Source organism: Polaromonas sp. YR568, from assembly GCF_943369415.1.
GTDB lineage: Bacteria > Pseudomonadota > Gammaproteobacteria > Burkholderiales > Burkholderiaceae_C > Polaromonas.
In genome coordinates, this window is sequence record NZ_CALRNF020000004.1 from 75,012 (window position 1) to 89,834 (window position 14,823).

Below are 14,823 nucleotides of genomic sequence, written 5' to 3' on the forward strand. Positions count from 1 at the left end.
CCCGCTATGACCGACTATTCGCTTGTTTTCACCGCGGTGTTCTCGGCCGCGCTGGTGCTGGGCCTGCTCGCCAGGTTTTACCTGGCCACACGGCAGATACGCCACGTGGCGCGCCACCGCGGCGCCGTGCCGCCGGCTTTCGCCGGCACCATCTCGCTCGAAGCGCACCAGAAGGCCGCCGACTACACCGTCACCAAGGCACGCTTCGGCATGCTGGAGATGGCCTTCGGCGCCGCCGTGCTGCTGGGCTGGACCCTGCTGGGCGGCATTGACGCGCTCAACCAGGCGCTGGCCGGCTCCGGCCTGGCCGCCTGGGGCGGCCTGGCGCCGCAACTGGCCCTGCTGGCCGCCTTCGGCATCATCAGCGGTGCGCTGGACTTGCCCTTTACCCTGTACAGCACCTTCCGCATTGAAGAGCGTTTCGGCTTCAACAAGATGACCTTCAAGCTCTGGCTGGCCGACCTCGTGAAATCCACGCTGGTGGGCCTGGTCATAGGCCTGCCCATCGTGGCGCTGATCCTCTGGCTGATGGGCAGTGCGGGCAGCCTCTGGTGGCTCTGGGCCTGGGGCGCGTGGATGGGCTTCAACCTGCTGGTGCTGGTGCTCTACCCCACCGTCATCGCGCCCATGTTCAACAAATTCAAGCCACTGGAAGACGAAGCACTGAAGGCGCGCGTGACGGCCCTGATGCAGCGCTGCGGCTTCGCGGCCAAGGGCCTGTTCGTCATGGACGGCAGCAAACGCTCGGCCCATGCGAACGCCTACTTCACCGGTTTCGGCGCCGCCAAGCGTGTGGTGTTCTATGACACCTTGCTCAAGCAGCTGAGCCCCGGCGAGGTCGACGCCGTGCTGGCGCATGAGCTGGGCCACTTCAAGCACAAGCACATCATCAAGCGCATCGTCTCGATGTTCGCCATGAGCCTGGCCGGCTTCGCGCTACTGGGCTGGCTGTCGTCGCAGGTGTGGTTTTATACCGGCCTGGGCGTGCGGCCGAATCTGAATGGCGCCAACGACGCGCTGGCACTGCTGCTGTTTTTGCTGGTGGTTCCGCTCTTCAGCTTCTTCATTTCGCCGCTGTTTGCGCAGTTCTCGCGCAAGCACGAGTTCGAGGCCGACGCCTATGCCGTCGCCCAGACCGACGGCCGGGATTTGCAAAGCGCGCTGCTCAAGCTCTACCAGGACAATGCCAGCACGCTGACGCCTGACCCGGTGTTCGTGAAGTTCTACTACTCGCACCCGCCGGCCTCAGAGCGTCTGGGCCGCATGACCCCTTCCCCTGAAAGCGCCGCGACATGAGCAACCCCATCCACCAGAACCGGCGCGCCCTGAGCGCCACCGAAATCGTGACGCAGCTGAGCAAGCTCAACGGCGAGCAGGCCCTGGGCTGGCGCCTGATCGACGGTTCGCTGGAAAAAACCTACAGCTTCAAGAACTACTACGAGACCATCGCCTTCGTGAACGCGCTGGCCTTCATCGCCAATGCCGAAGACCACCACCCCGACCTCTCGGTGAGCTACGGCAAATGCACGGTGCGCTTCAACACGCACGATGTGAACGGCATCTCCGTCAGCGACTTTTTCTGCGCGTCGAAGGTAGACGCCTTGCTGGCTTGAGCAAACCCGCGCGCCCCGCCGCGGCCCCCATGGCGGGCACGCAACCGGGGCTGGTGGTGGCGGGCTTCGGCCGCCACGTGCTGGTGGAAACCGACGCCGGCGAGCGCCTGATCTGCCACCCGCGCGGCAAAAAAAGCCAGGCCGTGGTCGGCGACCGCATCCGCTGGCTGCCTTCGGAAGACGAAGGCACCATCGAAAAGATCGAGGAGCGCCGCAACCTGTTTTACCGCCAGGACGAGATGCGCACCAAGTCCTTCGCGGCCAACCTGGACCAGGTGCTGATCCTGATCGCCGCCGAGCCTGAGTTCTCGGAAAGCCAGCTGACGCGCGCCCTGATTGCCGCCGAGGCCGAAGGCATCACGCCCGTCATCGCGCTGAACAAAAGCGACCTGGGCGAACCCTTCACCCGGGCCTGGGCCAAGCTGGCGCCATACCGGGTCATGGGCTACCGCATGCTTTCGCTCGCGATCAAGCCAAAAACCGAAGCCTCCAGGCCGGCAAATACACAGGCGGCGGAATTGCAGGAACTGGTCGAGTTGCTGCGCGGCAAAAAAACCCTGGTGCTGGGCCCCTCAGGCGCCGGCAAAAGCAGCCTGACCAACCTGCTGGTGCCGGACGCGCGCGTGCTGACGGCGGAGATCTCTCAAGCCCTCAACTCAGGCAAGCACACCACCACCAGCACCACGCTGTACTGGGTGGACACCGGAGAGGGGAACACGCGGACGACCGCGCTGATCGATTCGCCAGGCTTCCAGGAATTCGGCCTGCACCACATCGAGCCAATGCGGCTGGCCGGCTACATGCCCGACCTCAAGATCCATGCGCAGGAATGCAAGTTCTACAACTGCACGCACCTGCATGAACCGGGCTGCGGCGTGATTGCCGAGGTCAACGCCACCGACCATCCCAGCAGCATCAGCGCGAACCGCTACCGCCTGTACAGCGAGCTGTTCGCGGAGCTGTCGCAATCGCGCTATTGACGCAGCCAGTTGATGCGGATCGCCTCAGGCCTTGAGTAACTCTCGGCAGGCCTGCACCAGTGCGCCACATTGTTCTGGCGTACCCACACTGATACGCAAATGCTGATCGATGCGCGGCTGCCTGAAATGCCGCACCAGGACGTTTTTTTCCCGCAATCCGGCCGCCAGGGCCGCGGCGTCAAATCCAGGATGGCGGACCAGCAGGAAGTTGGCTCGCGAGGGCAAAACCTCAAAGCCCAGGCCCTGCAGCTGCCGGCATAACCACTCGCGGCTTTCGATCACTGCCGCACAGGTCGCCTCGAAGTAAGCCCTGTCCTCATAAGAGGCCACAGCACCGGCGATGGCCAGGCGGTCCAACGGATAGGAATTGAAGCTGTCTTTGACCCGCTCAAGGGCTTCGATCAGATGGCGCTGACCGGCGGCAAACCCAACGCGCAGACCGGCCAACGAACGCGACTTGGACAGCGTATGTACCACGAGCAGATTGGGATAACGCGCAATCAGACCGATGGAGGTCTCGCCGCCGAAATCCACATAGGCCTCATCCACCAGCACAACCCGCTCCGGCTGTTGCTGCAGCAGCTGTTCGATGTGCGCGAGCGGCAGGCCGGTGCCGGTGGGCGCGTTCGGATTGGCAATGACCACGCCTGCACACGGCGCGGTGTAGTTCGCCACGTCGATGCGCAGAGACGCATCCAGCGGCACCAGCCCGGCTTCAATGTCGTAGAGCCCGCAATAAACCTTGTAAAAGCTGTAGCTGACGTCCGGCATCAAGAGGGGCTGGCTATGGCGAAAAAATGCGTGGAAAGCATGCGCCAGCACTTCATCCGAGCCATTGCCGGCAAACACCTGGCCGGCATCTATACCGTGGCAGCCGGCAATCGACCGCCTGAGCGCACCGGCTTGCGGGTCCGGATAGAGCTGCAGTCCGTTTTGCGCCGCCGCAGTGATGGCCGCAACGGCGCGGGGCGAAGGAGGGTAAGGATTCTCGTTGGTATTGAGCTTGACCAGATCCGCAATGCTAGGCTGCTCACCCGGCACGTACGGCACAAGACCGCGGACTGCGGGGCTCCAGAATGACTGCCCGAAAGGCAAGGGCGAAGCCGAAGGCGGCGGACCGCTCATCCCAGCAGGCGTGCCAGTGTCAGCAAGGCCAGCAGCACCATCCAGAGCACGACGGAGCGCCACACCAGGCCCACGATGCTGCGCAGGTGCCCGATTTCAGGTTCACGGCCCGGCGTGGCCTCGGTGGCCATGCCGTCTTCCGCATCAAGCCCGCCGGCCTGAAAGCCCTGCGAGCTGTCCGGCGAAAAGGTGGTCTTGAGCGTCTCGCCGCCCAGGCGCACATTCACGGCGCCTGAGGTGGCGGCCAGGATGATGCCGTCGTTGCGGTTCTCGGTGGCCGCCGGCGCGTTGGCCGGAAAACGCTGCGTGTAATTGCGCCAGGCGTCGATCGCGTCCTCAAAACTGCCGACAACCGCAAAGCCCAGCGAGGTGACACGGGCCGGCACGTAGTCGATCACGCCCCAGGCGCGGCTGGCGGCGAGTTGCAGCGCCATGCTGGCGCCCTCACCCGCCGCGGCGGCGGTTTTGCGTTTATAGGCCCAGTAGCGCGAGACGAATTCGCTCATGCGGTAGAGCACCGCGCCCGCAGGCCCCAGGCCCAGCGCGGCCAGCACCGAGAACCAGCCCAGCACGCCGAACACGTGGCGATGGGCGGCCAGCACCGAGTATTCAATGACGTGGCGCACGATTTCGCTGCGGGGCAACTCGCTTGCATCCACCTGGCGCCACTGCGCCAGCAACTCGCGCGCCGTATTTTCATCGCCGTCGTCCAGCGCATCGCGTATGTCGGTGAAGTAGTGGCTGAATTGCCGGAAGCCCAGCGTGACGTAAAGGATCGCCACGCTCCAGGCAAAGGCCAGCACGATGTTGATGCTCCAGAGCAGCCAGTGGATCAACATGGTGACCAGCGCCGGCACGATAACGGCGACCGTCCAGGCGATCCAGCCGTGATGAGGTTTGCCGGCGTCCAGGCTGCGGTTGGTCCAGCGCGCCCACCCGCGAAAGCCCGCATGGATCCAGTTGCCGCGGGCCAATGGCCGGGCCTGTTCGATGATGAGGGCAAACAAAACGGCAAAAAAGCTCATGCACGAATCATAGCGGCCCCCACGGTGAGGCGGGCCCCCACGCTTTTCACTTCGTGTAATGCGCTGCCCCCCGAGGGGGCCGCTGCGCCTGCGGCCCGGCGAAGCCGGTTCCGCGGTCCCTGCTGGCCTGAAGAATTATGTGGGCAGCGCGACCAGTAGGGGGCCTTTCCCCAGGGGGGGCCGCGGGTCCGGCTTCGCCGGCCCCAGGCGCCGCCCCCTTGAGGGGGGAACAGGCTACACGCAGTGAGCCTGGACGGGGGTGCGCCTATTCAAGCGCTCAGGAAGCGGTAGAGATTGCGCAGCATACCGGCGGTTGCGCCCCAGATGTAGCGCTCGCGGGCTTCGCTGCTCTCGCCTTCGGCCGCCGGGTCGGAGTACGGCATGGACAGCCATTGGCGCACGACGCCGTCGAACTCGACTTCGTGGCGGCGATGGTGGGCGGGGTTCATCAGGTAGCCGAGCGGTACCTCGAACACGTCGGCAACCTCACCGGGGTTGGGCTGCAACGCGAAGCCGGGGGTCACCAGCGCCACGACCGGCGTGATGATGAAGGCCGTGCCGGTCACATACGTGGGCAAGGTGCCCAGCACTTCCACGTGATCGCGCGGCAGGCCGACTTCCTCGTGGGCTTCCCGCAGGGCGGTGTCCACCGCATCGCGGTCGGTGTCGTCCGTGCGGCCGCCCGGCAAGGCGACCTGGCCCGAATGGGTGGAGAGGTTGGTGGTGCGCTCGGTCAGCAGCAGCATCAACTCCTCGCGCATGACCAGCGGCAGCAGCACGGCCGCCAGCGCCGGCGTGCGGTCGGTGAATTTTTTTTCGACGCTGTGCTCGGGTGTCCAGACCGGCGGGTGCCGGAAGCGCTCGCGCAGCGCCTGCGGGGTGAGCCGCTCCAGCGCCACGCCTGCGAGATGGTCGTCAATCCCCAGCACCGGGATGCTGCGGGGATCAAACTTCGGCAGGGTCTTGGTGGAGTTCATGAAAAGAGAAAGAGGAGCACAGCGTAACAGGCACAAAAAAGCCGCTCATCGAGAGCGGCTTTTTCAGGGGCCACGCTGCTTTTACGCAGCCTTGGCGCCCAGCTTTTCCTTGATACGTGCGGATTTGCCGCTGCGGCTACGCAGGTAGTACAGCTTGGCGCGACGCACATCACCGCGGCGCTTGACTTCAATCTTGGCGATCAGCGGGCTGTACACCTGGAAGGTGCGCTCGACGCCTTCGCCATTGGAGATCTTGCGGACGATGAAGCTGGAATTGAGGCCGCGATTGCGCTTGGCAATCACAACGCCTTCAAAAGCCTGCACACGCTTGCGGGTGCCTTCAACCACGTTCACGCTGACAATGACGGTGTCGCCAGGTGCGTAAACGGGAATGGTTTTGTTGAGACGGGAAATTTCTTCCTGCTCAAGGGTCTGGATCAGATTCATGATTTTTCCATCTAACTTTTTCGTTCATGCACGCGCTACGCTAAAGACCGCAAATCCATGGATTCATCCGGAGATGGTTCAGATGGTTGCGATGGCCGCCAGAGGATCGAAAAGCCTTTGATTATAGCAAGCCAGGGCTTTTCTCAAGCGTCCTTGTCCGGGTTTTCGACCAGATCGGCCAGAAAAGCCTCGTCGCTTTCGCTTAAATGGCCACGTTCCCGCGCTTTTTGCACCAATTCCGGGCGCTGGCGTTGCGTCAGGGCCAGCCGCTGTTCACGCCGCCAGCGCTCGATGTGGGCGTGGTTTCCGGACATCAGGGTGGCCGGCACAGACTGGCCGCGCCAACTTTCAGGACGCGTGTAATGGGGGCAGTCGAGAAGGCCGTCGAGCGCCGGGTTGAAGCTGTCGAACTGGTGGCTGCCCTCATCGTTGAGCACGCCGGGCTGCAGCCGGGCCACCGCATCCAGCAGAGCCATGGCGGCGATTTCGCCGCCCGACAGCACAAAGTCGCCCAGGCTGATCTGCAGGTCGACGTGGGCCTGGATGAAACGCTGGTCCAGCCCCTCGTAGCGGCCGCAAATCAGCACCGCGCCGGCACTGGCCGACCAGCTTTCGACGCCGGCATGGTCCAGCGCCTTGCCGATGGGAGAAAACAGCACCGTGGGAACCTTGGGCGCCGCAACGGCGGCGCGATCGGCATGTATGGCTTCAAGGCACAGCGTGAGCGGCTCGGCCATCATCACCATGCCGGGGCCGCCGCCGAAAGGCCGGTCGTCCACACGGCGGTAATTGCCGTCGGCAAATTCGCGGGGGTTCCAGAGCTTGACCTCGACCAGGCCCGACTCATAGGCACGGCGGGTGACCCCGCTGGCCAGGAAAGGCGCGAAGAGCTCGGGAAACAGGGTGATGACGTCAAAGCGCATGGGAAGGCCATTGTGCGCGAGCCGGGCGCCGGGGAGCAATGGCCCCGGAAAAACGGCAGGCGTCAGTAGTCGGGCTGCCAGTCCACGGTGATGCACTTGCCGGCGATATCAACGGCATCGACATAGACCGAGACAAAGGGAATCATGCGTTCGGCGGTGGTGCTGCTGCCGTCTTCCTGCTGGGCGGTGTATTCCACGCACAGCACGGAATGCGGGCCGGTGGCCATCAGGTCGCGCACCAGTCCCAGGTCAACGCCTTCGCGATTGACGACCTTCAGGCCGATTAAATCAACCCAGTAGTACTCGTCCTTGGAGGCGGCGGGAAAGCTGCTGCGCGGCAAAAAGATGCGCGCGCCGCGCAAGGCCTCGGCGGCATTGCGGTCGTCCAGGCCAACGAATTTGGCGACGACGGTATCGGAGTGGACTTTGGCCTCATCCACGCTGAGCGTAACGGTGCCGGAAAACAAGGTGAACCCTGGACGGAACTTGGCGTCAGGCGCCTGCAGAAACCAGGATTTGGCCGCAAAAAGGGCCTCCGGATCGGTGCTGTGCGGCAGGATTTTCACCCAGCCCTTGACGCCCCAGGCATCCAGGATGCGCCCGACTTCGATGGCATCGTCCGGCAGGCTTGAAGGTATCAAGCCTGCGGACGGCTGAAGGCCGGGCTGCATCAAACTTCTAAAGCTCAGGCCGTTTTGGCAGCAGCCGCAGCGCCTTGCTTGACCAGGCGCTCGACGGTCGGGGACGGCTGTGCGCCGACGCCGATCCAGTGGGTCAGGCGGTCTTGCGCAATGCGCAGGCCTTCTTCGCCACCTTTGGCAATCGGGTTGTAAAAACCGATGCGCTCGATGAAACGGCCGTCGCGGCGAACGCGTTTGTCAGCCACAACGATATTGAAAAAAGGACGGTGCTTGGAACCGCCGCGTGCAAGTCGGATGACGACCATAATTAATCCTTCGGGTGGGGGGCTTACCGGTAAAGTAGATACCCCAATGTTCTGCAGCGCTTGAGACACACGACATGGCCACCCGGCCAGCGAATTGCTGCAAAGCCTGAGATTATAGCCTGCGGAACGGTTTTACCGGAAATTCGCCCTTCTTCGGTTCGCTTTCACAGCGTTTTGCCTCCCGTTCAACCCTCCCCAACCTCCTTTGCCACCGACATGCCCCTCATACGCCCGAGCCGCGACGAAGACATTCCCGCCATCACCGCCATCTACAGCCACCACGTGCTGCACGGCACCGGAACCTTTGAAACCGAGCCGCCCAGCGTGGCCGACATGACCGCCCGGCGTGCCGATGTGCTGTCCAAAGGATTGCCTTACCTGGTTGCCGAACAGGACGGCAAGATCGCCGGCTTCGCCTACGGCAACTGGTTCAAGCCGCGCCCGGCCTACCGCTTTTCGGTGGAAGATTCGATTTACCTGGCGCCCGACCAGCACCGCAAGGGCCTGGGCCGCGCCCTGCTGGCCGAGCTGCTGGCGCGGTTTGAAGCCGTGGGCATTCGCAAGGCCATGGCGGTGATTGGTGATTCAGCCAATGCCGGATCGGTGGGCGTGCACCGCTCGCTGGGCTTCACCGAGGTCGGCACCGTCCGCTCCTGCGGCTGGAAGTTCGGCGCCTGGCGCGACATCGTCATCATGGAAAAAACCCTGGGCGCGGGCGACACGCAAGCGCCGCCCGGGCAGCCCGCCGCATAATCACCGCATGCAGACCGCCACCGCCCCCTCCCCCATAGTCCCCAAAGCCCCCAAAAACAAAACCCTGGCCGCCTGGCTGGCCTTCATCACCGGCCAGCTTGGCGTTCATCGCCTCTACCTGTTCGGCCTGGGCGACGTCTGGGCCTGGCTGCATCCTATCGCCGCCGCGCTGGGCTGGTGGGGCGTGGAACGTGTGCGGTTGTACGGCCAGGACGACCACCTCGCCTGGGTGCTGATTCCGCTGCTGGGCTTCACGCTGGCCGGCACGGCGCTGACCGCTATTTATTACGGCCTGATGCCGACGGAAAAATGGAATGCGCTGCACAACGCCGGCACACCGGCCACCCAGGCCGGCAACACCAACTGGCTGACCATAGGCGCGGTGGTGTTCGCGCTGCTGTTCGGCACGATTTCACTGATGTCCAGCATCGTCTTCAGCTTCCAGCGCTACTTCGAATATCAAGTTGAAGAAGCCAAGAAGATATCCCAGTAATCAGAACACCTGCAGGCTGACCCAGTAGGCGATCGCGGCCACGAACGCTGAAGCGGGGATCGTGAAAATCCAGGCCCAGACAATGTTGCCCGCCACGCCCCAGCGCACTGCGGAGGCTCGCTGCGTGGAACCCACGCCTACGATGGCACCGGTGATGGTGTGCGTGGTGGAAACGGGAATGCCCAGCGCGGTTGCCAGGAACAGCGTCAGCGCGCCGCCGGTTTCGGCGCAGAAGCCGCCCACGGGTTTGAGCTTGGTGATTCTCTGGCCCATGGTTTTCACGATGCGCCAGCCGCCGAACATGGTGCCGAAGCCGATGGCGATGTAGCAGACGATGACCACCCAGATCGGCAGGTGCTCGGTGGTCGCCATCATCCAGACCGGCAGACCCTGCACGTTGCTGGTGGTCGCGGCGATCAGCAGCAGCCAGATGATGCCGGCGGTTTTCTGCGCGTCATTGCCGCCATGGCCCAGGCTGTAGGCGCCCGCGGACACCAGCTGCAGCCGGCGAAACCATCGGTCGGCCTTCGACGGGGTCGTCCTGCGACACACCCAGGCCACGGCCACCATCATCAGCGAGCCCAGCAAAAACCCCAGCAGGGGCGACACGAAGATAAAAGCCACCACCTTGAACACGCCCGAGGCGATCAGCGCGCTGGCGCCGGCCTTGGCGATCACCGCGCCCACGATGCCGCCTATCAGCGCATGCGAGGAGCTGCTCGGGATGCCGTAGAACCAGGTGACGATGTTCCAGGTGATGGCGCCCATCAATGCGCCGAACACCACGTGGGTGTCGACGACACCCGGCATCACGATGCCCTTGCCGATAGTCGCCGCCACGCTCAGGTGGAAGATGAAATAGGCCAGGAAGTTGAAGAAGGCGGCGAACAGCACCGCCTGCCCCGGCTTGAGCACGCCCGTCGACACCACCGTGGCGATCGAGTTGGCCGCGTCATGAAAGCCGTTCATGAAGTCGAAGGCGATGGCCAGGAAGACCAGCAGGAACACCACCCACAGGGCGGCCTGTACGGTTTGCATATTTATCTCAATGAGTTGGCTAGGGAAACGAATGCGCCGGGCCGCAGCGCCGGGCCGCCCCAAGCAAGGCCAGCCCCCTCGGGGGGCAGCGAACTACGCGAAGCGAGGAGCGTGGGGGCTGCCATCTTCAGGAGTTTTCGAGGACGATGCCCTCGATCAGGTTGGCCACGTCCTCGCACTTGTCGGTGATGGTTTCGAGCAGTTCGTAGACGGCCTTGAGCTTGATGACCTCGCGCACGTCGGGCTCCTCGCGGAACAGCCGGCTCATGGCCGAGCGCATCACGCGGTCGGCGTCGGATTCGAGCTTGTCGATTTCCTCGCAGGTCTTGAGCGCAGCTTCGGCCGTCGCGGCATCGCTGACTTTTTCGATCAGCGCCACGGCTTCCTGCAGGCGTTCACAGCATTTGACGCTGAGGTCGGTCAGCCGCACGATGTCGTCCGTCATGTGGCGCACGTCGTAAAGCGCCATGGTTTCGGCCGAATCCTGGATCAGGTCGGCGACGTCGTCCATGGTGTTGATGAGCTTGTGGATCTGCTCGCGGTCTATCGGTGTGATGAAGGTCTTGTGCAGCGCGCGGTTGACCTCATGCGTGATGCGGTCGGCGGCGCGCTCGGCATGGTCGACTTCGCGGTTGAAGGACTCACGCTTTTCCACGTCGCTGTAATTGGCAACCAGGTTGGAAAAGGCATGGGCCGCCTCCACGATCCGTTCGGCATGCTGGTTGAACATCTCGAAAAAATTGCCTTCGCGCGGCAGCAATTTGCCAAACAGCATGAGAACTCCTGGGGGAATGCGTCAGAAATATGACGGTTTTATGACAACCGGGAAGTTTACCTTGCCCCCACGGTCGCTCACTGCGTGTAGCTTCCTGCCCCCCCGAGGGGGCCGCTGCGCCTGCGGTCTGGCGAAGCCAGTCCCGCGGCCCTGGCTGGTTTAAAACCCCTATCCGTGAAGGATTGGGTCAGGCGGAGCGGAAAATGAAATACACCGCGCCCACCATGCAAAGCGCAGCCCACAGGTAATCAAGCTTGAGCGGCTCGTTCAGGTAGAACACGGCGAAGGGCACGAACACGGTGAGGGTGATGACCTCCTGCATGATCTTGAGCTGGCCCACGCTGAACTGGGTGAAGCCGATGCGGTTGCCGGGCACCTGCAGCAGGTATTCAAACAGGGCGATGCCCCAGCTGATCAGCGCCGCGACGTACCAGGGCGAGGTCGCCAGGTTCTTCAGGTGCCCATACCAGGCAAAGGTCATGAACACATTGGACAGCAGCAGCAGGCCTATGGTTTGCGCCGACACCGGCAGGGATTGGAGGAATTGCATCAGAAGGACTCCGGTGTAAACATCAGCCGAAATGGCCGACCAGCAACAGCACCACGGTCAGCGTCACCATGGCCAGCGCGGTGGAGACCACCACGCTGGCGGTGATCAGCTCTTCGGCCACCTTGTAGCGCTGCGAAAACAAAAACACGTTGGCGCCGATAGGCAGGGCCGAGGCCACCACCATCACCGCCATGGGCACGCCGCTCACGCCCAGCAGCCGGCACAGGCCGAACACCAGCAGCGGGTGCAGCAGATTCTTCACGCCGGCCAGCGCCAGCGCCTGGCGCCAGTGTTGGCCCACGCGCGTGTTGGCCAGGGTGACGCCCACCATCACCAGGGCCAGCGGGCCGAAGGCGTTGGCGAGCAGCTCCAGCGGCTTGTCGACCACTGCGGGAATCGCCAGGCCCGTCTGCGCGAACAGCAGGCCGGCGATGATGGGCAGCGGCACCGGGTGCAGCAGCGCGTTCTTCACGGCCATCATCACGGTGGCCACCGGATGCCGCGGCGCGGAGGTCACCTCGTCGTTCGTGCCCAGCTTTTGCTCATGGGCCACCGCGAGCTCCAGCACCACCGTGGCGCTGGTCAGCAGCACCAGCGAATGCACCGAGACCAGCGTGAACAGCGTCACCAGCCCTTCGGGTCCGTACATCAGGCCTATCAGCGCGATGCCTATCATGACGGTGTTGGAAAAAGTATTGGCCAGCGCCAGCACTGCGGCGCGGCGGTTGAAGCCCTGCAGCAGCAGGGTGCCGCCGAAGAGGATGATGACGGCCAGGAAGTAAGCCAGCACCGGCTTGAAGTCCAGTTGCTCGATGCGCACCCGGCTCATGGTGCGAAACAGCAGCGCCGGTGTGAGCAGCAAAAAAATCAGGTTCGAGAGGTCCTTGACGGCATCGGCCCTGATCCACTGGGCCCGGCCCGCCGCGTAACCCGCGGCAATCAACAGCACAACCGGAAACAGGGACTCAAAGACAAGCTGGTTCATGCGCGCAATCTTAGCTTGCGGTCCCCGCCGCCCTGCTCCCGGCATTGCTTAAAACGCGAGCTGCATGCCCACTTTCAGGCTGCGTCCCGGCAGCGGCGCCTTGGGGAATGCCGTGGTGGTCAGCACCGAGGCCGCGCTGTAGGCCAGCTGGTTGGTCAGGTTGTCCAGCTTCGCGTACCAGAGGACGTTGCTGACCCCGGCCTTCATGCGGTAGGTGGCCGCGAGGTTCCACAGCGTATAGGCGAACGTCGCGCGCTGGCCGGCGGCCACGCGGTTTTGCGCCATCGAGTGGTCAAAGCCCAAGCTGCCGCCCCAGGGCCCGTTGGCCCAGATCAGGCTGGCGCCCAGGCGCGCCGGCGCGATACGCGGCAGCGGCTGGCCGTTGCTGAGGTTGGTGGCGCGCACGACATCGCCGCGCAGGGCAAGGTCCAGGCTTGAAGCGCCCTCAATCAGCCGTATGTTGCCGCTGGCTTCCATGCCCACAAAGCGCGCGCGCACCCCGGTGTAGGCGAACTCCGGCAGCAGCTTGTTGTCCGGGTCCTTGTCGTCCGCGCCGTCGCCGTCCAGGTCGGCCGGGTTGAGCGCGCCGTCCTCCTGCCCGTAGTTGTTGCCCGTGGCCAGCAGGCCGATGTAGTTCTTGAAGCGGTGCACATAGGCATTGGCGCTGAAGCTGTTGGCGCCGGACTTCCAGCTGGCGCCCACGTCCAGGCTGGTGGATTTCTCCTTGCCCAGCGTGGCGTCGCCGGTTTCCCAGGCTTTGGTCGCCACGTGCGGCCCCTGGGCGAAAAGCTCGTAGTCCTTGGGCGCACGTTCGGTGTAGGCCAGGTTGCTGGTGAGCTGCCAGCCCGGCGCCGCATTCCACAAGGCGCCCAGCGCATAGCTGTGCGGCGTGAAGTCGCGCGTCAGCGGTGCGAAGCGTGCCACCAGCGGATTCCCCAGCGATTCCACCTTGACCGACTCCAGACGGCCGCCAAAGCTCAGCTTGCCCCAGTCGGTGGCGTATTCCTCATAGGCGAACACGGCGTTCTGCGAGGTCTTGCTGTAGGGTGCAAAGGCCTCGGCGCCGTCGGCCGAGAAGCGGTTGTTCTCGGCCTGGAAGCCGAGCAGGCCGTCCAGCTTGCCGATACGGGCGTGGCGCGCCTCCAGCCGGAAATCGCTGCCCTTGTTCTTGAACACGGTGCCAGGATTGGGGCCTTCAAATTCGGTGTGCTGGTAGTCGGTGTGGCTCAGCTGGCCCTTCACGCTCTGGATAAAGCCACCCAGGTCGCGCACCTCACCCTCCAGCGCCACACGATTCGATTTCATGTCTATCGTCACGTCGTCTTCGGCCACCGTGCCGTAGTTGCTGCGGTAGGTGCTGATGGCGGCGCCCAGGTAGCCATGGTCGAAAAAAACCGAGCCGCCGGCCGCGCCGCCGTGCACCTTGCTGTCCGAATTGCAGATGCGGTTGGTGAAGGTGTTGATGCCGCCCTTGCCGCAGGCGAGGTCCGTGGGCACCTTCACGTCACCAGTCTCGCGGTTGAACACGTCCACATGCAGGGCATAGCGGTTGTTGCCGCCTTCAAGCAGCACGCCGCTGCTTTTTTCGCGGTTGCCGGTGGCAAGGCCCAGGTCCACCTTGCCGCCCACACCGCCTTTTTCATCGAACAGCGGCTCGCGCGGGATGCGGTTGTCGATGACGTTGACCACTCCGCCCACGGCGCTGCCGCCGTAGAGCAAGGCGCCGGGGCCGCGCAGCACCTCGATGCGCTCGATGCTGATCGGGTCGCTGGTGACCGCATGGTCGTAGCTCAGGCTGGAGGCGTCCAGCGTCGCGCCGCCGTTGCCCAGGATGCGGATGCGGTCGCCGTCCAGGCCGCGGATGATGGGCCGGCTCGCGTTGGGGCCGAAGTAGGTGCTGCTCACGCCCGGCACGCCGTCCAGTGTTTCGCCCAGCGTGGTTTTGGCGCGCAGCAGCAGCCCGGTGCCCAAATACTGCGCGGCCGGCGCGATCAGGTCTGTGGCGCCCAGGGGGTTGCCGGTGATGGTGACTTCCTTGAGGGTGCTTGCAGGCGCGGCGGTTTGCGCGTGGGCGATAGCGCACGAAAGCGCCAGCAGCAGAACGGCATGCGGGACGGCGCCGCGCAGGAAAGGGGCAGCGCGCAGTGCGCTGTTTGGAGGAGGTGGTTTCATGGAGACTCGCTGAATCGGAGA

The 14,823-nt window shown here is 64.1% G+C and carries 17 protein-coding genes; 5 read left to right on the plus strand and 12 right to left on the minus strand.

Annotated elements, in window-relative coordinates:
• Positions 1-6 precede the first annotated feature (6 nt).
• From ACLV74_RS04140 to rsgA, 3 genes are read left to right on the plus strand one after another with little or no spacing between them, the layout of a single operon-like run.
• The gene (locus ACLV74_RS04140) at positions 7-1,296 is read left to right on the plus strand and encodes a M48 family metallopeptidase (RefSeq protein WP_411878111.1); all 1,290 of its coding nucleotides are present in this window, start codon (positions 7-9) and stop codon (positions 1,294-1,296) included.
• Positions 1,293-1,613, plus strand: coding sequence for a 4a-hydroxytetrahydrobiopterin dehydratase (locus ACLV74_RS04145; protein ID WP_411878112.1), 321 nt, complete (start codon positions 1,293-1,295; stop codon positions 1,611-1,613). Before ACLV74_RS04140 ends, ACLV74_RS04145 begins: the two co-directional genes overlap by 4 nt.
• Entirely contained in the window at positions 1,610-2,593 is a 984-nt protein-coding gene (gene rsgA / locus ACLV74_RS04150) for a ribosome small subunit-dependent GTPase A (RefSeq protein WP_411878113.1), read from the plus strand. The genes ACLV74_RS04145 and rsgA overlap by 4 nt, the downstream gene beginning before the upstream one ends.
• Positions 2,594-2,617: 24 nt before the next feature.
• On the opposite strand, the gene hisC is transcribed toward rsgA, so the two are convergent.
• The 7 genes from hisC to rpsP form a co-directional block, all read right to left on the minus strand.
• Positions 2,618-3,718, minus strand: a complete 1,101-nt coding sequence (hisC, locus tag ACLV74_RS04155) for a histidinol-phosphate transaminase (RefSeq protein ID WP_411878114.1) — start codon at positions 3,716-3,718, stop codon at positions 2,618-2,620.
• The gene (locus ACLV74_RS04160) at positions 3,715-4,743 is read right to left on the minus strand and encodes a CobD/CbiB family protein (protein WP_411878115.1); all 1,029 of its coding nucleotides are present in this window, start codon (positions 4,741-4,743) and stop codon (positions 3,715-3,717) included. Before ACLV74_RS04160 ends, hisC begins: the two co-directional genes overlap by 4 nt.
• A gap of 269 nt (positions 4,744-5,012) precedes the next feature.
• Positions 5,013-5,720, minus strand: coding sequence for a CoA pyrophosphatase (locus ACLV74_RS04165; protein WP_411878116.1), 708 nt, complete (start codon positions 5,718-5,720; stop codon positions 5,013-5,015).
• 81 nt (positions 5,721-5,801) lie between these two features.
• On the minus strand, positions 5,802-6,167 hold the full coding sequence (gene rplS / locus ACLV74_RS04170; RefSeq protein WP_411878117.1) for a 50S ribosomal protein L19: 366 nt from the start codon (positions 6,165-6,167) through the stop codon (positions 5,802-5,804).
• A gap of 143 nt (positions 6,168-6,310) precedes the next feature.
• Positions 6,311-7,090 (minus strand): tRNA (guanosine(37)-N1)-methyltransferase TrmD, encoded by a 780-nt coding sequence (gene trmD, locus ACLV74_RS04175; RefSeq protein ID WP_411878118.1) that lies wholly within the window; start codon positions 7,088-7,090, stop codon positions 6,311-6,313.
• Positions 7,091-7,152: 62 nt separating this feature from the next.
• Positions 7,153-7,761, minus strand: a complete 609-nt coding sequence (gene rimM / locus ACLV74_RS04180) for a ribosome maturation factor RimM (protein WP_411878119.1) — start codon at positions 7,759-7,761, stop codon at positions 7,153-7,155.
• 14 nt (positions 7,762-7,775) lie between these two features.
• The gene (rpsP, locus tag ACLV74_RS04185) at positions 7,776-8,036 is read right to left on the minus strand and encodes a 30S ribosomal protein S16 (RefSeq protein WP_411878120.1); all 261 of its coding nucleotides are present in this window, start codon (positions 8,034-8,036) and stop codon (positions 7,776-7,778) included.
• Positions 8,037-8,252: 216 nt separating this feature from the next.
• On the opposite strand from rpsP, the gene ACLV74_RS04190 reads away from it, so the two are divergent.
• Both ACLV74_RS04190 and ACLV74_RS04195 read left to right on the plus strand, forming a co-directional pair.
• Positions 8,253-8,789, plus strand: coding sequence for an N-acetyltransferase family protein (locus ACLV74_RS04190; protein WP_411878121.1), 537 nt, complete (start codon positions 8,253-8,255; stop codon positions 8,787-8,789).
• Positions 8,790-8,796: 7 nt separating this feature from the next.
• Complete coding sequence (locus ACLV74_RS04195) at positions 8,797-9,282, plus strand: hypothetical protein (protein ID WP_411878122.1); 486 nt, start codon at positions 8,797-8,799, stop codon at positions 9,280-9,282.
• Here the strand turns inward: ACLV74_RS04195 and ACLV74_RS04200 are convergent, their stop codons facing one another.
• From ACLV74_RS04200 to ACLV74_RS04220, 5 genes are all read right to left on the minus strand, one after another.
• Positions 9,283-10,320, minus strand: a complete 1,038-nt coding sequence (locus ACLV74_RS04200; RefSeq protein ID WP_411878123.1) for an anion permease — start codon at positions 10,318-10,320, stop codon at positions 9,283-9,285. It abuts the gene before it with no gap.
• A 127-nt stretch (positions 10,321-10,447) separates the two neighbouring features.
• Positions 10,448-11,095 (minus strand): DUF47 domain-containing protein, encoded by a 648-nt coding sequence (locus ACLV74_RS04205; protein ID WP_411878124.1) that lies wholly within the window; start codon positions 11,093-11,095, stop codon positions 10,448-10,450.
• Between the two features lie 187 nt (positions 11,096-11,282).
• The gene (locus tag ACLV74_RS04210) at positions 11,283-11,645 is read right to left on the minus strand and encodes a DMT family protein (protein WP_411878125.1); all 363 of its coding nucleotides are present in this window, start codon (positions 11,643-11,645) and stop codon (positions 11,283-11,285) included.
• Positions 11,646-11,667: 22 nt separating this feature from the next.
• A complete protein-coding gene (locus ACLV74_RS04215; protein WP_411878126.1) occupies positions 11,668-12,630 on the minus strand; it encodes an AEC family transporter in 963 nt (320 codons plus the stop codon).
• 48 nt (positions 12,631-12,678) lie between these two features.
• A complete protein-coding gene (locus tag ACLV74_RS04220) occupies positions 12,679-14,802 on the minus strand; it encodes a TonB-dependent receptor (protein ID WP_411878127.1) in 2,124 nt (707 codons plus the stop codon).
• Between the last annotated feature and the right edge of the window lie 21 nt (positions 14,803-14,823).